General features: G+C 67.9%; 14 protein-coding genes. 7 read left to right on the forward strand and 7 right to left on the reverse strand.

The annotated features are described in order from the left end of the window. Positions 1 to 107 precede the first annotated feature (107 nt). Positions 108 to 1,781 carry a DUF262 domain-containing protein gene (locus tag MB828_RS39410; protein ID WP_301652363.1) on the forward strand — a complete coding sequence of 558 codons (1,674 nt, stop codon included), beginning with the start codon at positions 108 to 110 and terminating at the stop codon, positions 1,779 to 1,781. Between the two features lie 51 nt (positions 1,782 to 1,832). Here MB828_RS39410 and MB828_RS39415 read toward each other — a convergent pair whose 3' ends face one another. The 7 genes from MB828_RS39415 to MB828_RS39445 form a co-directional block, all read right to left on the reverse strand. After that, complete coding sequence (locus MB828_RS39415) at positions 1,833 to 3,224, reverse strand: hypothetical protein (RefSeq protein ID WP_301652364.1); 1,392 nt, start codon at positions 3,222 to 3,224, stop codon at positions 1,833 to 1,835. A 142-nt stretch (positions 3,225 to 3,366) separates the two neighbouring features. Then, entirely contained in the window at positions 3,367 to 4,950 is a 1,584-nt protein-coding gene (locus MB828_RS39420; RefSeq protein ID WP_301652365.1) for a serine/threonine-protein kinase, read from the reverse strand. A 158-nt stretch (positions 4,951 to 5,108) separates the two neighbouring features. Continuing rightward, entirely contained in the window at positions 5,109 to 6,359 is a 1,251-nt protein-coding gene (locus tag MB828_RS39425) for a hypothetical protein (protein ID WP_301652366.1), read from the reverse strand. Between the two features lie 149 nt (positions 6,360 to 6,508). Continuing rightward, positions 6,509 to 9,706, reverse strand: coding sequence for a type I restriction endonuclease subunit R (locus MB828_RS39430; RefSeq protein ID WP_301652367.1), 3,198 nt, complete (start codon positions 9,704 to 9,706; stop codon positions 6,509 to 6,511). 2 nt (positions 9,707 to 9,708) lie between these two features. Next, on the reverse strand, positions 9,709 to 10,821 hold the full coding sequence (locus MB828_RS39435; RefSeq protein WP_301652368.1) for a restriction endonuclease subunit S: 1,113 nt from the start codon (positions 10,819 to 10,821) through the stop codon (positions 9,709 to 9,711). A gap of 107 nt (positions 10,822 to 10,928) precedes the next feature. Then, positions 10,929 to 12,938, reverse strand: a complete 2,010-nt coding sequence (locus MB828_RS39440) for a type I restriction-modification system subunit M (protein WP_301652369.1) — start codon at positions 12,936 to 12,938, stop codon at positions 10,929 to 10,931. A 90-nt stretch (positions 12,939 to 13,028) separates the two neighbouring features. After that, positions 13,029 to 15,182 (reverse strand): N-6 DNA methylase, encoded by a 2,154-nt coding sequence (locus MB828_RS39445; protein ID WP_301652370.1) that lies wholly within the window; start codon positions 15,180 to 15,182, stop codon positions 13,029 to 13,031. Positions 15,183 to 15,385: 203 nt separating this feature from the next. On the opposite strand from MB828_RS39445, the gene MB828_RS39450 reads away from it, so the two are divergent. From MB828_RS39450 to MB828_RS39475, 6 genes are all read left to right on the forward strand, one after another. Continuing rightward, complete coding sequence (locus tag MB828_RS39450) at positions 15,386 to 15,715, forward strand: hypothetical protein (RefSeq protein WP_301652371.1); 330 nt, start codon at positions 15,386 to 15,388, stop codon at positions 15,713 to 15,715. Positions 15,716 to 15,867: 152 nt separating this feature from the next. Next, entirely contained in the window at positions 15,868 to 16,440 is a 573-nt protein-coding gene (locus tag MB828_RS39455) for a ribonuclease HI (RefSeq protein ID WP_301652372.1), read from the forward strand. Positions 16,441 to 16,503: 63 nt separating this feature from the next. Beyond that, positions 16,504 to 17,100 (forward strand): hypothetical protein, encoded by a 597-nt coding sequence (locus MB828_RS39460; protein ID WP_301652373.1) that lies wholly within the window; start codon positions 16,504 to 16,506, stop codon positions 17,098 to 17,100. 217 nt (positions 17,101 to 17,317) lie between these two features. Further along, positions 17,318 to 17,752 (forward strand): hypothetical protein, encoded by a 435-nt coding sequence (locus MB828_RS39465; RefSeq protein WP_301652374.1) that lies wholly within the window; start codon positions 17,318 to 17,320, stop codon positions 17,750 to 17,752. A gap of 295 nt (positions 17,753 to 18,047) precedes the next feature. Then, entirely contained in the window at positions 18,048 to 20,510 is a 2,463-nt protein-coding gene (locus MB828_RS39470) for an AAA family ATPase (RefSeq protein ID WP_301652375.1), read from the forward strand. Next, positions 20,507 to 20,920 (forward strand): hypothetical protein, encoded by a 414-nt coding sequence (locus MB828_RS39475; protein ID WP_301652376.1) that lies wholly within the window; start codon positions 20,507 to 20,509, stop codon positions 20,918 to 20,920. The genes MB828_RS39470 and MB828_RS39475 overlap by 4 nt, the downstream gene beginning before the upstream one ends. The last annotated feature ends 314 nt before the right edge of the window (positions 20,921 to 21,234 follow it).

The raw sequence follows: 21,234 nt of genomic DNA on the forward strand, positions 1-21,234 counted from the left end.
CCTTGCGGTGTCCGTGACGGCACTGTGCCCAGGACAGGACCCGCCAGCATCATTTGGCTTGCGGGATTCTTGGGACACGGTGTCAGTGGCCCGTACATCCTTGGGGGATGCAGCAACTAGAGGCGCAGGAAGTCTCCCTGCACAAGGTCTTCAGCAGCGACTACGACTTCCGGATTCCCGACTACCAGCGGCCCTATGCCTGGGACGTCGAGCAGGCCGTCCAGCTGCTCACTGACTTGGAGGAGTCGCTGGACAGGGGGACGGACGAGCCGTACTTCCTCGGCTCCATCGTCCTCGTCAAGGCCAAGGGCAACGCGCCCGCTGAGGTCATCGACGGCCAGCAGCGCCTCACCACCCTGACCATCCTGCTCGCCCTCCTTCGCGACCTGGCGGAGGACCCCGACCTCCGCAGCGATCTCGACAGACTGGTCACGGAGCCCGGCAACAAGGTCCGCCGGCTCGATCCCAAGCCCAGGCTCACCCTGCGATTCCGCGACGCCGGCTTCTTCCAGAAGTACGTCCAGACGAAGGGAGCCACCGAGGCACTGCGGACCCTGAAGGAAGAGACGCTGCCGACGGACGCACAGAAGGCCGTTCTACGCAACGCCAGGGCGCTGCACGCGATTCTCACCGACTGGTCGGAGGATCGACGGCTGGATCTCGTGCAGATGCTTGGTGATCGCACCTTCCTGGTCGTCGTCAGCACCCCTGACCTGGACAGCGCGCACCGCATCTTCAGCGTGATGAATTCCCGCGGCATGGACCTCTCGCCTACGGACATTTTCAAGTCGCACATCATCGGTGCTCTGGACGAAAAGGCCTCGGAGGAGTGCGCACGCAAGTGGGAAGACGCCGAGGAGGCTCTGGGGCGAGATGACTTCGCCGATCTCTTCCTTCACCTGCGCATGGTGTTCGCCATGAAGCGGGCGGAGCGGGAACTGCTCAAAGAGTTTCCCGAGCAGGTGCTCAGCCACTACCTGCCCGGCAAAGCCGAGTCGTTCGTCAACGATGTCGTCGTGCCATACGCGGACGCCTACGTGCAGATCCGTGACGCCAGCTACGCGGCGGTCTCTGGAGCGGAGCAGGTCAATGCCTGGTTTAAACGCCTCCAGCAGATCGACAACAACGACTGGCGACCCGCGGCCCTGTGGGCGCTGCGTAACCATGGTGACGACCCAGCCTGGCTCGACAGATTTTTCGGCGCACTGGAGCGGCTGGCGGCCAGCATGTTCATCCGCCGCGTCTACACCACTCCCCGCGTCACGCGTTACGCGGACCTTCTGCGCGAACTCAACGCCGGCAAGGGCATGGGCGCGACGTCCTTCGCCCTGACGGACACGGAGAAGACCGAGACGCTCGCGCGCCTGGACGGCGACATATACCTTGTCACCAAGACCCGTAAGTACGTCCTGCTGCGCCTGGACGAGATGCTGGCCGGGAAGCCCGGAGTCTCGTACGACCACACGCTGATCACCGTCGAGCACGTGCTGCCGCAGAACCCAAAACAGGGATCGCAGTGGCTGCGGAACTTCACCGACGAGCAGCGCAGTCAGTGGACGCACCGGCTGGGCAACCTCGTGCTCCTCAACCGGACGAAGAATGCCTATGCCCAAAACTACGACTTCTCCGAAAAGAAGGCCAAGTACTTCACTGGCAGGCACGGCGTGTCCACGTTCGCCCTGACCAGCCAGGTGCTGCATCATCAGGAGTGGAAGCCGGAACTGCTGCGGAAGCGGCAGCAGCGGCTCCTGGGGCTGCTGGCCGACGAGTGGGATCTTTAAGGAGTCAGGGACAGCAGCCTGCGGGGCTCACGTGCCGTGTGGGCTGCACGCTTATTCGGGAAGCTCTGCTCGGGAGATGGCGGACAAGCCGGCGATGAGCTCTGCGGACCAGTGGGGGTGCGCGTTCAGGTCGTCGGGGAAGTGTATGAACGTCTGCTTGTCTTGGACGAGCAGGCGCCCGGAGAAGCACGTCGCTGACGCGACACTGTTCTGTAGGACCGTCAGCTCCCAGTCAATGAGGTCGGGAGTGTCTCCAGCGGACCTGCACAGTGCAAACTGGCTCTCAGGCGTTGTTTTGAAGGCAAAGTATCCATCCTCTGCCGTGGAGCGGAAGAGACTCTCCTGCTTCGGCCGGGGATCAACTCCGCGTATCAGTAGCGGATGCCAGTCTGCGTCGGGGCCTGCCGCGGAGAGGTCTGCGGCCAGTCGCTTGCGCAGCTCCTGGTGGCGGAACGCGATGTCCACCAGTTGTTCGACAGCGTCGTCCGCTACCCGGCGGGCGTACGGCCACCCACTTTCCCACTGGTCGCGAAGCGCGGCATCGACCCAGGACTGAAGCAGGCCGTCCAGCGGTCCGGCAGGGTAGTTGCGTTCCGCTTCCTGCACGGCAAGGCGGACAACACCGGGAACATGGTCGGTGCGGTCCTTCTCCTGCTGCCACTCGAAAGCGGACGGGTCGGTCACTTCCAGGTGTGCGTTCTCCATCTCCAGCAGCCTGGCGAGCAGCTTCCTGCGTCCGTAAGCGCCGACGGGCACATCTCGTAGCGCGTCCGCCACCGCGTCGTCAGCGGACCATGCGTCCTCATCGAGTAGCCACGCTGCCGCTTCCACGCGCACCTCGGCCGGCTGATCCTGGTCGGCTGCGACCCAGCGGGCGATGCTGTAGGCGTGCTCATCGTCCGCGTCGTCAGTTCCGGTGGCGAGGTTCGCGATGTTGATGTCAGGAGCGAGGATCTTGACGACCTCGTATCCTTCTCGCCCCTCCTCGTTGATCAGCTCACCGATGGCTGGCCAGCGGAGGTCGTCCTGCAGATCTGAGGACGCGACCAGGTGCCGGAGCGCGGCAACGTGTTCCTGCCGTCGTTCGTCCTCGGTCAGCTTCCGCTTCGCGGGAGCTGTGTACTGGTTCGACTCCCAGGAAACCCGCTGCATCTCACGCCAGGGGTTCGAGGTATTGATGACCCACCATGCTGCGGTCGCTGCGCTTCCGCCTTTGCTCAGCAGGTGGTCGAGTGCGTCTGCGCGGTATTCGAGGTTGTCCACGGTGCCGAGGTCGGTGTCTGCGATCAAGGCCAGAAGCGCGGGGATTCCGCGGTCAGGATCAGTGTCAGCCAGTTTTGCCGCGTCCCGGACGCGTCGCGCGTCCTCGTCTTCTTCCTCCCAGCCCCATTCGTCCTCCGCGAGGTCGTCATCCTGGTTGTCGTCTCGTGCGACATCCGACACGGCTGGTCCTTTCGGTGAAGTGGTGCGCACCGCTCATCGTGGCGGATGAGGCGCGCCAGGAGCTGTGTTACCGGTGCGGTGCGGCTTCGAACCCGTCGCGAGCAGCATGGTTCTGGCCGGTGCTGCTTCTGGAGAAGGCGGGTCAGGAAGGCGGACCGTCGAGGCCGAGGCGGATCACGGCGAGTGCCTCGGCGATCTCGGCGGTCATCTCGTCGTCGGGGCCGAACACCATGCACATGTCCTGGTGGAGCGGTTCGAGGACCTGCCGGGCCTCGAGGACCCGGCCCTGGGCGAGCAGCAGCATCCCGATGTTGTGCCGTAGTTCGACGGCTTCCTCGCTCACGTCGCTGTCGACGGCTCGTACGACGTTCAGCACGCCTTGGAGAGCGGCGAGCGCGTCGGTGACTTGGCCGAGTTCGGCGCGGCACCGGGCCGCCTGGGCGCGGCAGGCGCGGGCCTGCTCGCCGGTGGGTCCGGCGATGCGGGTGTACGCGTCGGCGAGGGCGTCGAATTCGGGCAGGGCGGCCCGGTAGTCGCCGCCGAGGAGGCGGATCGCCGCTCGCTGTCGGCGCAGCGCCAGGACCTGCTTGCTCTCGGAGCCGAGGGCGAGGGCCGCGGGTTCGATGACCTCGCCGAGTACCTCGGCGGCCTGTGCGAACCGCTCTTCCTCCAGCAGGGCGTCGGAGTGGGCGTACGCCGCCTTGATGTCCTCGCGCAACTGGGCGGGTACGGGCGGCTGGGCCCCCGGGAGGACGGCTGTCGGCGTCGAACCGTCGGGTGCGGGGGCCTGGGCCCGGGCGCGGGGCGCGAAGGGGTGGCGGAACACGCCCGTCGGGTCGGGTGCGCCGGTCGGTCCGACATCGGCCGTGCCAGGCTCCTGGCCCGGCGGCGGAAGGAACGGCAGCAGCCGCGCGTACACCTCCTGCGTGTCGGCCGGCCGTGCCTCGGGTGCCTTGCGCAGCAGGTGCAGGACCAGCTCCTCCAGCGCCTCGGGGACGTCAGGCCGCAGCTGTCTCAGCGGGGTGGGGGCGGCGTTGACGTGCTGGTACATCAGCAGGTACTCGTTCTCCGCATGGAAGGCGAGGCGACCGCTGAGGAGTTCGTGCAGCACACAGCCCAGCGCGTACAGGTCGGTCTGCGGGGTGATGCGTCCGCCGCGGATCTGCTCGGGTGACATGTACTGGTGGGTGCCGATGGGGCTGCCGGTGGCGGTCAGTTTGGTGACGTCGGTGTGAAGGATCGCCGCGATGCCGAAGTCGAGGACCTTCACGGTGCCGTCGCGTGCGACGAGGATGTTGCCCGGCTTGAGGTCCCGGTGGATGACCGGCACGTCATGCGCGTACGACAGCACGGTCGCGACCTGCGCGGCGACGGCGACCGCCCAGCTGACCGGCAGCGGCCGGCCGGGGTCGAGGTAGGCGGGCAGCGGTACGCCGTCGACGAGCTCCATTACGAGGAACAGCCGCTCGTACGAGGCGTCGAGCACGGCGTCGTACACCTGCGGCACGCCGGGGTGCTGGATGCGCGCGGTGATGCGGGCCTCGCGGCGGAACCGCTTGGCGAACTCCTCGGCCAGCTGAGGGGAGGTGACCGCCGCTTGGCGGATGAGCTTCACGGCGATGGGCCGGTCGAGCACGGCGTCGTAGCCGCGCCACACGTCACCCATGCCGCCGTGGCTGAGCTCCTCTAGGAGTTCGTATCGGGCGGAGATCGCCTCCTGCGGCACCTTGCCCCCGGTGTGCGTGTTGAACAGTCACGGTCAGCGGTCAAGTGTGACCGCTGTGTCGATCTGCCGTCCAGCGGTCGCGGTGCGACGTACTCCGCCCAGACGGCTTTGCCGGGGCCGCCGTGGCGCGGATGCCAGTCCCGGCGGTCGGCGCTCACTCAGGCTTCCTCGTTGTGTTTCTCCTCGTCCTGCCACCAACGGCGCGCTCGCTCGGCGATCTTGCTGGAGAGCTTGTCCGTTACCGAGCTGGCCCGGTCGAGGGTCTCGTTGCCGAGGCTTACGGCGGCACCGACGCCCTTGGCTCCCGTCTCAAGCGTCTTGTCCCTAACCTCCGCGACCGCGTCCACCCACCGTCTAACCTCCGGTGACCGGCGACCGGACTCGATCCCGAGCCGCCCGTGGAAGTCATGGACACTGGTCGCGACATGGTTGCTCGACTGCACTACAGCCGGGGACTTGGTCGGGTTCAGCAGCACCTTCGCGTTGGCCGTGCCGGCAGCCGCATCCATCCGGGCCACCAGACGCTCGGTGCTCCGCGAGATGAGTTCCAGCCGGTCCTGCCGGGCAGCCTTCAGCCCGCGGCGATGTCCGTCCAGTTCCTCCGGAGACGCGTCTAGCACCCGGTCGAGTTCGAGGACGGCGATCGCGTCCTGCAGCTGGAAGCAGCGAGCCAGCACAGCGAGCCATTCCCGAACTATCGACTCGGCTTCCTTGGCCGTCGTGGCGAGATCACCGATGTCGGTCTTGCGCTCCATCTTCTCGGCGAGTGCGTCGAGTTGACGCAATGCGTACGCCTGGGTTTCCGCGATCGTCGTCGGCGCGGTCTGCACCTTCGACCACATGATCTCGTCGACCCTGCCCCGCTTCTCCCGGATGGTCATGGTTTCCTCGATGACGAGGCCCACTCCGATCATGCGGGCCAACGCAGTGTCCTTCTGCGCGCGCAGCACGTCGTCGACCTTCTCGTCGATCGTGGCGAGATAGTCGGTGATCTCGACCATGGACTGCTGCATTGCAACCTGCGCCATGATCCCCGCAGCACCAGCCAGAAGTGCAGGGTTGGTCAGGAACGAGCCGGCCCCCGTCTCGATCTGGAGCCATGACTTGATCGAGCCAGGCTTCCCCACCATCGCATGGCTGACGCCTGGCGTCTTGCTCTCCATCAGCCCGAACTTCTTGACCCGCTGCGCAGACTCCGTGGTCAGCTTCACCCAGCGGCCGGAGTTGGCGGCAATATCCGAACCTGCCTGCGCGGCTACAGCCCCGGTACCGAAGACGGACTTGAGCCGTTGCAGTCCGAGGTCCTTCGACGACAGTCCCTCCGAGACGAGGAAGCGGTCGACATCCGTCGGATTCCCGATGACCGCCAGTCCCTCACCGTCACTGATCAGCTGAATCTTGTTGTCCATCGCCTACTCCTGGAGAGGCTTCTCGTAGTTGAGGGGTGGTAAACGGCCGCGGCGGCCCGCACCAGCTCGTCAGCTTTCTTCTCCGCACGGCTACGGCGTACGGAGCACAATGGGTGCCCCGGCTGGCATGTCCAGCCGGGGTTTACGCATCAGACGTCGTCCTCCAAGCCCTCCTCGCGGCGGATCATCCGCCAGGCGGCCTTGCGGGCGCTGCGGTCCAGGCTGGACTTGAAGCCCTTGTCGGGGCCGAAGTACTGGCGGCCCATGCCCGCGATGGTGTCGATGTGGTCGGCCATCTTGTCCGCGAAGACGTTGTCGAAGACGAGGCCGAAGTTGTCCTCGTCGTTGACGACGGCCGCCGCCCGCACCTTCGGGTCGGCCTTGGCCTCCTCGAACGGGCGGATGACGTCCTGTTCGGTGAACTCGGTGCCGAAGCGTTCGTTGAACTTCTCGATCAACTGCGAGAGCAGCGACTTCTCCGCTTCCTTCGCGCCGCCCGAGCCGTCGCCGAAGCCCTGCATCGTCGTCGGCCCCTCGGAGGTGAGGGAGACGTCGTACTGGCCGGTCTTCTCCACCCGCATGTGGCTGAGGTCGATCTCGCCGATGTCCACGCCGCCGTCCGCGCGGCGCGGCAGCCGGTTGAGGAGGTAGCGGCCGTAGAGGTGCAGCCGCTCCAGTTCGGCGTCCTGGTAGGGGACGATCTGCGCGAGGAAGCCGTACTTCCTGACGTAGTCGTTGAGGTCGGCGCGGAAGCTCTCCGCCGCCTCCTGGTCGTCCTCGTCCTCGCTTTCGAGCAGGGGCGTGAAGCGGGCGACGGCGGGGGAGAGCAGCCGGTACAGCTCGGCGTGCAGCTTCTCCCACTTGGACTGCGAACCTGCCGCCTTCTCCTTGGCGGCGAAGTACGCGGCGGCGAACTCGTCCATCTCCTGCCCGGACAGGATCCCCGCCTGCATGACCCGGCTCTGCGCGGTGTAGAGCAGGTTGGGGTCGGAGGGGAGGGTGTTCGCCTCCTCGAAGTACGGGCGGAAGGAGTCCTGTATGTCCTCGGCTTCGTTGACGAAGTCCAGCACCGCCAGGTCCGCCTGGGTCTTGCGTTCGGCGGTCCGGTTCAGCCGGGACAGGGTCTGGACGGCGGAGATGCCGGTCAGTGTCTTGTTGACGTACATCGTCGTCAGCAGCGGCTGGTCGAACCCGGTCTGGTACTTCTCCGCGACGACGAGGATCTTGTACTCGCGCTGGCCCGCCCCGCCGGCGCGCGCGGCCTTGTCGTCGGCACGCGTGTACGCGAACGCCTTCGGCAGCGCGCTCTCGGACAGCCCGCCGTTCTCCTTCGGCTCGGTGGTCTCCTCGCCGTCGATCGTGAGCGAGCCGGAGAAGGCGACGAGGACGCCCAGGTCGGGGTACTTGGTGTCGTAGTCCCGGTCCTTGATGTAGCTCTTGATCGCGCGTGCCATGTCGACGGCGGACTGGCGGGACGCGGTCACGACCATCGACTTGGCCCGCCCGCCGAGACGGCCCCGGCTGTGGGTGACGAAGTGCTCCACGATCACTTGGGCGTGCTGGGCGACCGTCGAGTCATGGGTCAGCGCGTACCGGGCAAGCAGACTGTTCGCCTTCGACGGGTCGACTTCCTTCTCGTCGGGGTTCTTGTTCACCAGCTTCCAGTACGTGTTGTACGTGACGTAGTTGCGCAGCGGGTCGAGGATGAAGCCCTCCTCGATCGCCTGCCGCATCGAGTACGTGTGGAAGGGCCGGTAGGTCGCCTCGCCGTCGATGTCCTGGAGCGTGCCGAAGAGTTCCAGGGTCTTGGCCTTCGGCGTGGCGGTGAACGCGAAGTAGGAGAGGTTCGCAGCGCGGGAACGCTGCTCGGCCCTCTTCTTGAGCTGCTCGTCGAGGGTGGCGGCCTCGGCCTTGACCGTGGTCGCGCCCGCGTCGTCCGAGTCGGAGTCCAGGCCGAGGTCACGGAGAGCGGACCGTACGGCGGTGGCGGCGTCGCCGGACTGCGAGGAATGCGCCTCGTCCACGATGATCGCGAAGCGGCTGCCCTGGATCTCGGTGGGGTTGCGCTGGAGGTAGTCCAGCAGCGCCGGGAAGGAGTGCAGGGTGACGGTGACGATCTTCCCGGTGTCACGGGAGAGGGCCTTGGCGAGCTGCTCGCCCTTCGCCCCATGCTTCTCGTCGATCTTCACGACGAGGCCCGCGGTCTGCTCGAAACTTCCGACCGTTTCCCGGAGTTGGGCGTCCAGGTTGCGGCGGTCGGTGATGACGATGACCTTGTCGAAGACCGGTACGCCCGGCTTGAGCCCCTTGGCCACGGCCTCGGCGTCGAGCTCCGACGGGTCAGTGGGGGTGTGCAGGTCGCTGAGGCGGTGCGCGAGCCAGCCGATGGTGTTCGACTTGCCCGAGCCGGCCGAGGCCATGACTAGGTAATCGTGACCGGCGCCGTGGGTGGAGGCGTGCGCGGTGAGCTTCTTGACCACGTCCCACTGGTGGAACCGGGGGAAGATCATCGTCTTCGTCGTGCCGCCGCCGGGCGACTTGCTCTTGTGCAGGTGTACGAACCGCTGGAGCAGGTCCAGCCAGTTGTCCGGCTGCCAGACCTGCTCCCAGAGGTACGAGGTCGCGTACGTGCCGTAGGCGGTCGGGGCGGGGTTTCCGGCGCCGCCCGGCTGACCAGGGCCGTTGGAGCCGGTGTTGAAGGGGAGGAAGCGGGTGTTCTTGCCCTTGAGCTGGGTGGCGACGAAGACCAGGTCCGGGTCGACAGCGAAGTTCGCGACGACCCGGCGCGTGAAGATCAGCTCGGTGGGGTCGCGGTCGGTGCGGTACTGCTCCTTGGCCTGCTCCACCCCTTGCTTGGTCAGCGGGTTCTTCAACTCGGCCGTGGCGACCGGGATTCCATTGAGGAAGAGGGTGAGGTCGAGCCGGTTGCCCCAGTCCGCTTGCTTCGTCGCGTACTCGAGTTCGCGGACGACGGTGAGGCGGTTGGCCCGGTAGCCGTCGAGCACGGAGTCGTGGGCGACGAGGTTCGGCTTGAAGTACGCGACGCGGAGCAGGACACCCCGGTCCTTGACGCCGTTGCGGAGCACGTCGAGGAGCCCGTCGGTGGCGATGGCCTGGTCGAGGCGGCCGGCGAACCCGCGCTGGGCCTCGTTCGGGTCGCCGCCGTAGACGGTGAGCAGTTCGCTCCACTCGTCGGGCTGCGTCGCCCCGATGAAGGTGAACAACTCGTTAGTGTCCAGGCCGAGATCGGCCCGGTAGTCCTGCGGACGCGCCTCGCGCCAGCCGCGCTCGACCATGGCGGCGACGATGGCGTCACCGAAGGCGGACTCCGTGTGGATGGGGCTCATGGCTAGGCGGTGACTCCGTCCGTTACGTTGCGCCCGCCGGCGGTGGAGACGTCGAACTGGCCGGTTACAGCGGCGGTGATGAGGGACTGGCGGCGCTCATCCGCAAGCCTCTGAAACCTCAGGAACGCGTCCGTAATCTGCCGAACACGTGCCATGCGGGAATCGAGCGTGCGCACCACTGTGTCTTGTTCGGCGCGCGATGGAAGATAGATCGGAAATGATTTGAGTGAATCGTTGTTGATAATGCGAATACGCGAGTACTGTGCCCATTCGCGGATCTCCTGCTCGGCAGCCCAGAGTTGCCAGGCCATGAACCTTCCACTCACCCCAACCTGAGGGGTGATGGCTGTGAGCTGCTGATTTCCGGTTGCGACGTGGTCCAGGTACGCAACCTTGCCCAGGGATTCACCAATGCCGGTAATGAGCACGCTGTCAGCCGGGAAAAGTGGCACGCCGTTTCGGCGAGTAGCCTTCTCAGGAGTTGTGATGGACATCCAGGAATCGATAGCGGCAGGCGTGTACCAAGGAATACTAGCCTCCGGCGCGCTCCCGCCTGACAGGTCGTATAGAGTCGCGGGTGTGCTGCCGGTCTGCGTAGACATGGCCGCGCGTCGCAGTTGAACCGTACTTTCGGTCGTCCCGCCATCTCGTCTGATTTGGGAACGACCGGTCAGGTCGACCGCTTCAGCGGCGAGACTTTCCCCGATCAGCGACGACTGCGTGCTTCTGAGGCGCACAAGCTTGTCGATGCGGGCGGTCTCTGCATCGAGGAAGTCGGCGATGCTGCGCTGCTCCTCCAGTTCAGGTACAGGCACCGGGAGGTTCTGGAAGGCCTCAATGTCAATCGCCTGTCCCTGTCGAATCCCCTGGGTGATGTTCGCCAGGTGGGAAATGAGCAGACTGGATCGGAAGTAGTACTTGAAGAACGTCGGATCCAAGTCGCCTGCTGACCGCAGCACCGTGTACGCCGGGCTCACAAGACCCCGTACAGCAGAGTGCGAAATACCGTGCTGGAAGCTTCGCAGTCCGATAACGAAGTCGTCTGGCTCGACCAGCTTGTAGTTGGTGATGTTGGAATCCGGATTCCACACCCCGTAGTCAAGGTCACTACGCAAGCTGACACCGTCTTTTGTCGCTGAGGCCAAGGGTGCATCTACGCCTCGTACGTCGCGACGCGAGAAGACGAACCGCGCCCGGCGAGTGTGCCAGTGAGCGGGGAAGCTCATGCCGTCACCTCACCCAACAGCGCCTGAATCTCCGCCTCCAGCGACTTCAGTTCCGCGTCGATCTCCGCCAGCGGCCTCGGCGGTTCGTACACGTAGAAGTGCCGCGTGAACGGGATCTCGTAACCGATCTTCGTCTTCGTGTGGTCGATCCACGCGTCCGGGACGTGCGGCAGCACCTCGCGCTTCAGGTAGTCCTCGACGTCCTCCCCCAGCGGCACGTTCTCGTAGTCCCGCAGGTCGGAGTCCGGTTCCGGCGCGCCCTTGACCTTCTGTACCTCGCCCTCCGGGTGCCGGACCCCGACCGTCTCCCGTACCGCCTTCGCGAACGGCGCTCCCGACGGCCAGGTCAGGCCGGCCGCGACCACCGCGTCCTTGAGCGCGATGAACGCCTCGGACTTCGTCGTCCAGGACGAGCCGAGCAGCGTACGCACCGTCGCGACGAACTCCTCGCTCTGCTCCAGCTTGGCCACCGGCTTGGCCTCCGCCAGCGCGGCCAGGGTCTCCTCCGTGACCTCGAACCGCAGCTTCAACGGCCGCTCCACGGTGATGCGCTGGTAGCCGAAGTCCTCGTTGGCGAAGACCTTGACCTTGCCGTGCAGCGGGTGCTCGGGGTCCTTCGCGACCTGCACCGCCTCCGCGTACAGCCGGGTGATGTCACCGATGTGGTCGGGGCGGCCGTTCGTCCCGTCACCCAGCTCCTTGCGCTTGTCGCCGAGAGACTTGCGCATCTTCTGCCACTGGTCGCGCGCGTCCAGCAGGACGACCTTGCCCTTGTGGCTGGCGTCCTTGCGGTTGGTGAGGATCCAGAAGTACGTGGAGATACCGGTGTTGTAGAAGAGCTGGTCCGGCAGGGCGACGATGGCCTCCAGCCAGTCATTCTCCAGGATCCAACGGCGGATGTTGGACTCGCCGGACTCGGCCGCGCCCGTGAACAGCGGGGAGCCGTTGAAGACGATGGCGATACGGGAGCCGCCCCCGCCGTTCACGTCCACCGGCTTCATCTTCGAGATCATGTGCTGGAGGAAAAGCAGCGAGCCGTCGTTGATGCGCGGCAGGCCCGCGCCGAAGCGGCCGGCGTCGCCGAGTGACTTGTGCTCGTACTCGACCTCGTCCTTGACCTTCTTCCACTCCACGCCGAACGGCGGGTTGGCGAGGATGTAGTCGAACCTGCGGCGGGCGTGGCCGTCGTCGGAGAAGGAGTTGCCGAAGGCGATGTGGTCCGGGTCCTGGCCCTTGATCATGAGGTCGGAGCGGCAGATCGCCCAGGACTCGGGGTTGAGCTCCTGCCCATACACCTCGACCGTCGCGTCCGGATTGAGGGCCTTGATGCGGTCGTCGGCGGCGCTGAGCATCCCGCCCGTGCCGCAGGCCGGGTCCATGACCGTGCGGACGACACCCGGCAGGCTGAGGGCGTCCGCGTCGGGCGCCACCAGCAGGTTGACCATCAGCTTGATGACCTCGCGCGGGGTGAAGTGCTCACCCGCGGTCTCGTTCGACTGCTCGGCGAAGCGGCGGATCAACTCCTCGAAGATGTAACCCATGTTGTGGTTGGGCACGACATCGGGGTGCAGGTCGAGGTCCGTGAACTTGCCGATGACCTGGTAGAGCAGGTTCGCGCCGTCGAGCTTCCTGACCTGCTGGTTGAACTCGTACTTGTCGAGGACCTCGCGGGCGTTGTCGGAGAAGGCGCCGACGTAGATCTGCAGGTTCTTCGCCGCGTTCTGCGGGTCGGCCGCGATCTTCCGCAGCGTGAGCTCGCTCTTGTTGTAGAAGGAGTTGCCCGAGGCCTTCCGCAGGAAGCGGTCGGTGTCGATGTCCTGGCCGGCGAAGCGGGCCACCGTCTCGACGACCTTGTCCCGGGTGGGCTCCAGGACGCACTCCAGGCGGCGCAGCACGGTGAACGGCAGGATGACCTTGCCGTAGTCGGACTGCTTGTAGTCGCCGCGCAGGAGGTCGGCGACGGACCAGGCGTGGTTCGCCAGTTCCGTGTGCTTGCTGCTGTTCAAGGTTCCCCGAGTTCCTTCCGAGCCGTTCCGCCGGGCGAGGGGGCGGGTGCGGCCAAGTGTGGTGGATGTGTGAAGAGGCGTGCCAGTGCGTCAGGGCGACGCGGTCTCGGGTGGGAGCAGTGCGCCCGCCGTCAGGCCGGTGGTCAGGAGGTCCGCGTACTCGCGGGCAAGGCCGGTGGCCCGGCGGGCGGCGGTGTGTAGCTCGTGGACGCGGCGGAAGGCCTCGCCGTAGCGGTGCTGCTCCTGAAGGGGCAGCAACGGTACGCGGAGTCGGCCGGGTTGGAGGTGGACCGTGGTGCTGCCAGTGGATGCCCCGGTGACGTTGTCGTGCGCGCCGACGAAGCCCGCGAGGAACCAGGGGTCCAGGCGCGCCGGGTCGGGGCGCAGGAGGTAGAGGTCGTGGCCGAGCAGTACGCCGATGTCCTGTTCGTCGGCCACTCGGGCCATGTTTCCGCTGTCCCCCGTGAACATGCGTACCAGGATGTCCCCTTCGGCGATGACGGGTGACGACTTCAGCGGCATTCCGTCCAGGAACGTGCCAGAGGCGGGTACGCCGTCCGCGATGTCGGTTCCGTGGAGGACCGGCCGTCCGGTGTTCTCGGCCCTCCATCGCACGCCCTCGGTCTTCTCCCTGGTGTCGGCCGCCGCCCGCAGGATCTCCAGGGCGCCGCCGCGGGTGAGGTCGGAGAGGGTGGCCGTGCGCCACTGCCGTGGGGAGTCGCCGGTGGGCTGCCATGTGCCCTGAGCGGCCTCGGCGAGGAGGCCGGCGTGCTCGGTCAGCTGCTTGCGGTGGTCGTCGGTCTGCCGTGCCACCTCGGCCGGGTCGATGTCTGTGGGCAGGGCGCGGACCTGGCGGGCCGGGGTGAGGTCGACGACCTCGTCGAGCAGGTCCCGTACGGGGACGGCCCGGGCGATGCCGGGCTGGTCGGAGAAGGACTCCGGGCTGGTGCGGAAGGCCGTCCAGTGGTCCAGCACCGTGTCGGTCAGCTCGTCCCAGTCGAGGGCGTCGCGGCGGCGGCGCGTTCCCGTCGATCCGGGCGTGCTGTCGGACCGGTTGCGTGGCCTGTCCTGCTGTCGCTCGGCGCCGGCGTCCACGAACAGCACGGAGGCGTGGTCCGGGCCGTCCGGCTGCGGGGCCTGGAGGATCCAGAGCTGGAGGCCGATGTGCAGGGGGGCGGCCGCGCCGGGCGGCAGGGCCGCGACGGCCCGCAGGGCGCCGCCGCGAACCAGTTCGGCGCGCACGCGGCGGCCCGAGGCGCGGGCGGCGGTGGCGGGGGGCAGCAGCAGGACCGCGTAGCCGCCGGGGTGCAGGTGGGCCAGGGCGTGCTGGATCCAGGCGAGTTCGGGCTCGGAGCGCGGTGGGACGCCGTAGGCCCAGCGGGGGTCGTAGGCCAGCTCGTCGTGGCCCCAGTCGCGGTCGCCGTAGGGCGGGTTGCACAAGACCGCGTCGACCGGAGGCTGTGGGAAGGCGTCGTGGCGCAGGCTGTCGCCGGCCTGTACGGCCACCGTCGCGTCGGGCGTGGCCAGCAGCAGTCGTACCGCGCTGCGTTGGGCCTGCACGGGCAGGGCGTCCTGGCCGTACAGCTCGCGGGCGCCGTGGCGTGCGGTGGCCGCGAGCAGGGTGCCGCTGCCGCACGCGGGGTCCAGGACGCGGGCCGTGTCCGCGGGCAGCAGGCGTGCCATGAGGTCGGCCAGGCGGTCGGGGGTCTGGTAGGTGCCGGTGGAGGCGCTGTCCTCCAGTTCCCGCTCGGCGAGTACGTCGAGGGCGGCCGGGGCGCCCTCCTCCCGTACGCAGTGGATCAGCGCCCGCACGACGGCCGCGTCGGCTGCTGTGAAGGGGGCGGCTTCTGTCTGCGGAAGCGTGCCGGTGAGGTCGGCGACCGCGGCGTCCGCGCGTGCGGCGAGGTCGGCGTCCGGCAGGTCGACCAGCTCGGTCAGCTCGTGCGGGGAGCGGCGGGAGGTGGCGAGGACCAGGGGGAACAGCGGTGCGGCCGGGCCCGCGCCCGTGGGGTGCAGGCGCAGCAGGGTGCGCAGCTCCTCAGCCGGGGCAGCGGCGGAGGTCTGGCCGCGTGAGCGCAGCCAGGCGCGCACGGTTTCCAGGTCGTAGAGCGGGCTGCTCTCGTTGCCGCCGGCCGGTGCCGGGAAGTCGTCGTGCCGGCGGCGCCAGTTGCTGACGGTGGCGCGCGTGACTCCCGCGATACGGGAGATCTCCGCGGCTGTCACCTGGGCTGACGGCTGGGTCATGACGGGTTCTCACCTCTCGTCGGGTACAGCGAACACACTACACCATCGACTAAGCGCGTGAACGCGTTTGACAGTGCTTTCAGTGACGTGCTTATCTGTGGATGCTTCCGGATGGCAGTGGTCGGCGGAAGCATCACCCGGGGACCGGCCACTGCGGCACGCCCCGGGACGACAGACGAAGCCTCACGAGCGGAGAGACCTGCTTGACCGAGACGGGCGAGCCCGAACTGACCGTGTACCACCGCCACTTGGCGCAGTTGCTGAAGCGCGACGCCGGGGAGAACTTCCGGGCCCTGCTGGTCCAGGCCCGGCACATCACCGGCACGTCCTACGAGACCAACCTCTACGACCACCAGCAGGCGTTCCGCCTCCTCTGGCGCCACCCGGAGCGCAGCGGCCACCTGCGCCGCGCTCACCGTGAGGCCCGCGCCCGCCTCGCCTCCGGTCACGCCGCACCCGACGAGCGCGCCGACCTGGAGCTGTTCCTCACCGTCTACGGCCAGGTCCACCCGCCGACCGCCGCCGGCGCCTGACCCACATGCCCCACCCGGTGGGCGTCACGCGCCGCCCGCCCTCTCTCCCGCTGTCCCGTCATGAAGACAAGGAGGCAACAACTGCCATGGGTCGTCGTTCTCCCCTCACCCACGCACCCCGCCCCACCACGTCCACTTGCCGCCAGGTGAGAGTGAACGACAAGGTCAAGGCCGTCGCCGGGCCGATCGTGCTCGCCACGGACGCCTCCGTCGGCGGTCCGGACCGGGTGGCCTCCGGCTACCTCGCCACCACCGGCCACGCCGGTCTGCGCGCCCACCTCTACCCGAAGTACCTCGCGCGCCCCCACTCCCGCGTGGTCGTCACCGAACTGCGCGCCGTGTACTGGGGCCTCACAGCGGTTCTCCACGAGCACCCCGGCCGGCCGATCGAGGTCCGCGTGGACAACCTGCAGGCACTGAGACACCTGCACAGCTGGCAGCAGGGCGGCACGGACATGCCGGAGGGCTACGACACCCACCTGCGCTCCCAGGGCCGCCGGCCCAGCCTGGTCAAGCTGCAGTTGCTCGCCGAATACACCCCGCACCTGACCTTCGTCCACGAGAAGGCCCACGCCGGCCACCCTCTCAACGAGGCCGCCGACTCCCTCGCCAAGCTCGGCCTGCGCTGCGTGCGCGGCGCCGTCCCGCGCACCGAACTCCCGCGTCTGGTCCCGCTGTGGGCCACCGGCGCCCTCGCCGACTACCGGCGCTCCCGGGCCGCCTGACGCACATTCCAGTTCACACGTCACACGCACCCGCAAGGTGCATCCACATCCCTGGGGGGAACCATGAGCCAGCAGCAGTACCCGCAGCAGCCCCAGCCCGGTTGGGGCGGCCCGCAGCAGCAGGGTTACGGCACTCCGCCGTTCCAGCCGCAGCCGCCGAAGAAGTCGAAGGCGGGGAAGATCGTCGGCTTCGGCTGCCTCGGCATCGTCGCCTTCTTCGTTCTGATCGGCGTCGTCGCCGCGGCCGGCGGCGGAAACGGCGACTCCACCGACACCGGCGCCAAGGACAAGGCCGTCGCCGCCGGCCGTACGCCCGAGTCCGACAAGCCCGAGGCGACGACCGCGCAGAAGACGCAGAAGACGAAGACGCAGAAGACGAAGACGCAGGCGGAGCAGTTCAGGGCCTGCGTCGCCAAGTCCGGTACGGCCACGGAGAAGAAGGCCGTCCAGCACGTCACGAAGGTGACCGGCGCGGACAAGCGGAACGACATCCTGGACTCGGCCGAGGTCTACACCGACTTCACCGGCGGGCTGATGAGCGACAACCAGGGCGACGCGAAGCTCATCGCCTCCGCGTTCACGTCCTGCTACGAGTCCAAGAACGGGCTCGTCAGCGTCTACGGCCAGGACGGCGACCTCATCGCCAACGCCAACTACTGATCTCTTCGGTCAGGGCCGTGATGGTGGTGCGGCGGCAGCTCGTTCCTCAGCGGCAAGTGGACTGACACGAGAGTCGGCTGACCGGCTGCCCAAGCGGGTCGGCACACCTTCGAGCGCGGGGGCGAGGCGATGCTCCGCCACCTCCGCGCCGCCCCCGGTCACGTCCTACCGCGTGGTTCTCACCCTCCGACTCCTTTTCATCATCTGAAGGACAACCGTGAACCGAGCCAACGTCATCGCCATCGCTGCCTGCGGGTTGGCAGCCCTTTCCGTCACCGTGGCCACGGTGGACCACGTCAGTACCCACTCCGCGCTCGCCGCCGCCCGCCGTCAGACGGCTGCGGCCGACCACCGTGCCCATCAGGCCGAGTCCCGTCCGCCCAAGGTCGTCACCCATACGGTCACCAAGACTGTGGACAAGCCCGTCTTCGGCCGCTCGACGCTCCTCGGCGCCTACGCGTCCGGCCTGATATCGGGCGGCGTGTACGCCGACGACGGCAGCATGACCTACACCGCGAGCGACAGCACCTGCTCGCAGGAGTACGCCCAGATCTCCCAAGAGCCCACCGGCGGCACCGTCCACCGCGACGACTTCATGAAGGCGTGTCTGACCAACGTCAACGACACCGCCAAGACGGACTCCGCGCCCTGACCGGCGCCGCTTGGCGCTGACCGGCAGGTCACGTGGACGCGTCGAGCACGGCACCCCTGGACGAGGCCGCCGACCCCCTCGCCGAGTTCAGCCTGCACTCCGTGCGTGACACCGTCCCGCTCAGCGAACTCCCGCGCCTGGTCACGCTGTAGGTCACCGTCGCCACCCTCACCGACTGCCGACGCTCCCAGGCCGCCTTTCCCCGCTGCTGACCGGAGATCCGGTGAACCTGCCTCGCCTTCGGCCCAGCCCTCTGGCTCTTCCATGCTTTCCCGCGCCCACACCGGAGCACCTCATGACCGAGACGGAACAGCCCCAGCACACCGCGCACCATTCCACCCAGCCGACCCAGACCATCCCGTCCATGCCCGTAGCCGAACTGGTGCAGGCCCGCCTCACGGAAGCGAGCCTCAGCGAGCCGGTGAAGGTGCTCCTCAAGGACGCTCTGGGCGAGGGGGAGGCCGAAGGGCCGTCCTCCGTCGGCCGGATCTACCTGGCCTCGGTCGCCGTCACCGGTTTCCGCGGCATCGGTCCCCGCACCTGGCTGAACCTCAGCCCCCGGCCGGGCGTGAACCTCGTGGTGGGCCGCAACGGGTCCGGCAAGTCCAGCATCGCCGAGGGCATCGAGACCGCGTTCACCGGCACGAACATGCGCTGGCACGGGCTGCACGCGTCGCGCAGCGGCAACTGGCGCAACCTCCACCTTGAGGACGGTGCCAGGCCGGAGATCGAGGTCAAGCTCGCCGTCGAGGGCGACACCGGCCGCAGCACGCTCACCCGTACGTGGGACGGCGGGGACTTCGGTGGCTCCCAGGCAGAGTTCAGGCGGCCCGGACACGGACGCGTCACTCTCGACCAGGTCGCGTGGAAGCAGGCCATGGAGGACTACCGGCCCTTTCTGTCGTACGTCGACCTCGACCGGATGATCAGCGGCAAGCCCTCCGAGATGTACGACGCCATCGCCACCATCCTCGGCCTGCGACACCTCAGCGCGGCGGACAGCCGGCTTCGCGCGGAGGAGAAGGTACTCGACGACGCGGCGAAGGCGGCGAAGGCCGAAGTCCCGGAACTCGTAGACGCCCTGTACGCGTTGGAGGACGACGAGCGCGCGGTGCAGGCCCTTCTGGCCATCGACACCCCGGGCAGCCCGGACTTCGACACCATCGAGGCACTGGTGGCGGGACTGCCCGCCGACACCGACGAGGGTCTTCTCGCCGAACTGCGGGCCGCGGCCGCCGTGCAGGGCCCCGACATGGAACAGGTCTCCGCCGCGGTGGCCGGGCTGCGCAAGTCTCTCGCCGATGCCGAGGACGTGCGCGGCACGAGCGCCGAGGACGCTCACCAGCGCGCCGACCTCCTCGCCAGGGCTCTGGCCCACAACGACCGGCACTCCGACGAGGAGTCCTGCCCGGTCTGCGGAACGGACCGCGTCCTGGACGGGGAGTGGGCCGCGCGTGCCGCCGCGCAGGTCGCCGTACTGCGGCAGGAAGCCAAGGCCGCCGACGACGCACGCAGCGCACTGCGGTCGGCGGTGCGGGTCCTGCAGGACCTCGTGCACAGGCCCCAGCGGATCCCGGCCGCGTTGACCGACCCCTGGGACGCCTGGACCGCCTGTCGCACGGTCAGCGATCCTGGCGAGCTCGTCACGCGCGCCCATGAGGCGGCCGCCACGCTGGCCGACGCTTGCGCCGCTGTCAGGGAGAACGCCGCGAGGGAGCTGGAGAAGCGGGACGAACACTGGCGCCGGCTCGTCACCCGCCTGGCCGGCTGGGCGCAACGGGCCCGTGCCGCGAAGGAGAGCGATCCCCGGCTGAGAGACATCCGGCGGGCCCGTGCCTGGGTCAAGGCGCTGAGCAGCGAGCTGCGGGAGCGGCGCATGGAGGGCTTCGCCGAACAGTCGCAACGCATCTGGGAAAAGCTTCGCCAGGAGAGCAACATCGACCTCAACGGCGTGAGTCTGCGCGGCAGCGAGAAGGCCACCGTACGCAAGCTCGTCATGGACGTCTCCGTCGACGGCCAGGACGCCTCGGCGCTGGGCGTCATGAGCCAGGGCGAGCTGCACTCCCTCGCGCTGTCCCTGTTCCTGCCTCGCGCCGTCACCGCCGACAGCCCGTTCGGTTTCATAGTCATCGACGATCCGGTGCAGTCCATGGACCCCGCCAAGGTCAACGGGCTCGCTCAGGTCCTGCACGAACTCGGCAAGCACCGGCAGGTCGTCGTGTTCACCCACGACACCCGGCTCCAGCGAGCGTTCACGAGCCAGGAGCTGCCGGTGACGGTGTTCCAGGTCGAGCGGAGCAAGGCCTCGAAGGTGAAGGTCGAGCGAGTGACCGACCCGGTCGCGCAGGCGATCGCCGACGCGATGGCCATCGTCCACACCCCGGATCTGCCGCCTGCGGCCCGGACCCATGTGCTGCCCAGCCTGTGCCGTATCGCCCTGGAGAACGCCTTCCTGGAAGCCGCGTGGATCAAGCTCCATCTCTCCGGCGGACCGGAGCAGGAACTGCACGCCGCCGTCGACGACGCCGAGAAGTTCACCAAGGTCGCGGCGCTCGCCCTGTTCGGCGACATCACCCGAATCCGCGACGTCGCCGAGGAAGTGAAAAGCCGCTACGGAGCGCAGGCGGCATACCTCATCAAGCAGTGCCAGAGAGGAGCCCACGCTGCAGGAGCGCAGATCACCGACCCGCGCCGTTTCGTCCAGGACGTCGAGGCTCTGGTGCAGAAGGTGCGCAAGCCGGAGGGGAACGCCCGATGAGTGCCTCCGCCGCATCCTCCCCCTCCGTACCCGCAGCATCCGCTTCCCCCGCATCCGTCGAAGACCTCCTGCTGACGGCCGACCAGCTGCTCGCCGGCGACCTCAGCGGGGCCACAGCCGCCGGCCGGTACCGCGGAGCCTCACTGGCCCTGAGAACTGCCCTGGAGATCTGCGTGGACCGGGTGCTCGACACAGCGGTACCGGGACTCGCCCACGCCACCATGCGAGCCAAGATGCTCTGCTTGCGCTGCTACACCCCTGAGGAGACCGCCCGGCGGACCCGCGCCGTTTGGTCGCACCTGTGCCTGGGGTGCCACTACCACCAGTACGAGATCGGTCCCACCCACGAGCAGGTCCGCACTTGGCGTACGGAGGTCGGCGAGCTCGTCCGGACTCTGGGCGTTCCCTGACTGTGTGGTCATCGGGGTCACCTTTGGTCCGCACCGTTCACCGGTCGGATTTCACTCGACGCCGAGACCAACGCCACCCAGCCCAGTACAGCAGGGGTACGCCGCCTCTCAAGCCGGGCCGACTCCGCTCCTCTCGGTGGTGTCGGCGGACCGCCTCACGCGTTGCGGAAGTGGGTGGGCCGGCGGGCCCGTCGGGTTGTGCGGGTGCAGGGGCGACGGTTCAGGAGTGGGGTGATGCTGTGTGGAAGGGCCGTCCTGCCGTGGCCTCCTCACTCATGCCTGTCAGAAAGTTGCTTCTTCACCCTCCAGCGCCC

This window comes from Streptomyces arenae (assembly GCF_022343545.1).
In the GTDB taxonomy this organism is placed as follows: domain Bacteria; phylum Actinomycetota; class Actinomycetes; order Streptomycetales; family Streptomycetaceae; genus Streptomyces; species Streptomyces humi.